Source organism: Amycolatopsis rhizosphaerae, from assembly GCF_007713715.1.
Lineage (GTDB): Bacteria > Actinomycetota > Actinomycetes > Mycobacteriales > Pseudonocardiaceae > Amycolatopsis_E > Amycolatopsis_E rhizosphaerae.
Genome location: NZ_VJWX01000807.1, coordinates 1 through 1648, shown reverse-complemented (window position 1 = coordinate 1648; position 1648 = coordinate 1). Strand labels below are relative to the sequence as shown.

Here is a 1648-nt window from a genome sequence, read left to right as displayed (position 1 = left end):
GGCCGTACTTCCGCACCGGAGGCCGGACGAAGCCGAAGTACGACCTCGCCATCGAAGCGCTGATTTCCACCAGCGAGCGCGGCCGGGAGCTGGATCGCCTCACCGTGCCCGAGCACCGGTCGATCTGCGGCCTGTGTCTGGACACTCGCTCGGTGGCGGAGGTGGCCGCCTACCTAAGATTGCCCCTCGGCGTGGTGCGAGTGCTGATCGGTGACATCGCCGGTCTCGGGCTCGTGCTCGTGCACGGCGCGGCCACCGCGGTCGGCGATCGTCCCAGTATCGAATTCATGGAGAGGGTGCTCAGTGGGCTTCGGAGAATTTGACTCCGACGCGAACTTGCCGGTGGCCAGTGGACCGACCCAGTCGGCCAAGATCGTGGTCGCCGGCGGATTCGGTGTGGGCAAGACAACCCTGGTCACCGCGGTGTCCGAGATCGACCCGCTGACCACGGAAGCGCAGATGACCGAGGCGAGCCTGTCCGTCGACGACGTCAGCGCCACCCCGGACAAGGTCACCACCACGGTGGCCATGGACTTCGGCCGGATCTCGCTGGACTCCGACCTCGTGCTGTACGTGTTCGGCACGCCGGGCCAGCACCGGTTCTGGTTCATGTGGGACGACCTCGCGCTCGGCGCGATCGGCGCGGTGGTGCTGGTGGACACCCGCCGTCTTGCCGACGCCTTCCCCTCGATCGACTTCTTCGAGAACCGCGGGCTGCCCTACATCATCGCGATCAACTGCTTCGACCGGTTGCTGCACCACCAGATCGAAGACGTGCGGCACGCGCTGACCATCGACGCCTCGGTGCCGATCATCGCCTGTGACGCGCGTGAGCGGGAATCCGCCAAGCAGGTGCTGGTCGCGGTCGTCGAGCACGCCATCTCACGGGACATCGCTCTTCAGCCGGGCTGAGCGCGAAGCGACGTGCGGCCGTTGGGGTGAAGTTGACGATCACCGACCAAAGGCGGTCGACAAGGCGCCGCTGAGGAATACGCTGTCATGGAATAATCCGGATCACCACGGGAGCGGCAGGGGAGGTAGGTGTGACGGCACCGGCTGACCAGCCGGGCGGCTTCGGCTGGCTCATCACCGACTTCGTCCGCCGGGTGCCCGGCGCGGCGCACGCCGTGGTGGTCTCGGCCGACGGCCTGCTGCTCGCCGGTTCCGCCGGACTCCCGAAGGACCGGGCGGACCAGTTGGCCGCGGTGGCCTCCGGGCTGGTGAGCCTCACGGTCGGCGCCGCTCGCTGTTTCGAGGCGGGCGCGGTGAACCAGACCGTGGTGGAGATGGCGCGCGGGTACCTGTTCCTGATGTCCATCAGCGATGGTTCCTCCCTCGCGGTGCTGGCGGCGCCCGGCGCCGACATCGGCACGGTGGCCTACGAAATGACCCTGCTCGTGGATCGGGTCGGACAGCAGATGACTCCGGAGCTGCGCAGGCGGCTCCACGGCGGTGTGCGCGGATAGCCGATGAGTGGATTACCGAACCGGGCCGAGGGCCCGGACATCGACGCCTGGGAAGCCCTTCACCAGGGAACGGACCGTGAGGCACTGGATTCGCCCGCACGGTTCACCCTGGACCGGTCCGCGGTGCTGTTGCGGGTGCGCTCGTTGCCGTCGGTGAAGCGCTCTCCCGCCCCGGTTACCCC

Annotated in this window: 3 protein-coding genes; all 3 read left to right on the top strand. The window is 68.1% G+C overall.

Annotated features, from left to right (window positions below; genetic code table 11):
- Positions 1–323: DUF742 domain-containing protein (locus FNH05_RS37030; RefSeq protein ID WP_144593484.1), on the top strand; the 323-nt coding region annotated here is incomplete at its 5' end.
- Entirely contained in the window at positions 304–912 is a 609-nt protein-coding gene (locus FNH05_RS37025) for a GTP-binding protein (protein ID WP_144593483.1), read from the top strand. The genes FNH05_RS37030 and FNH05_RS37025, both read left to right, overlap by 20 nt.
- A gap of 131 nt (positions 913–1043) precedes the next feature.
- Complete coding sequence (locus tag FNH05_RS37020) at positions 1044–1466, top strand: roadblock/LC7 domain-containing protein (RefSeq protein WP_144593482.1); 423 nt, start codon at positions 1044–1046, stop codon at positions 1464–1466.
- The last annotated feature ends 182 nt before the right edge of the window (positions 1467–1648 follow it).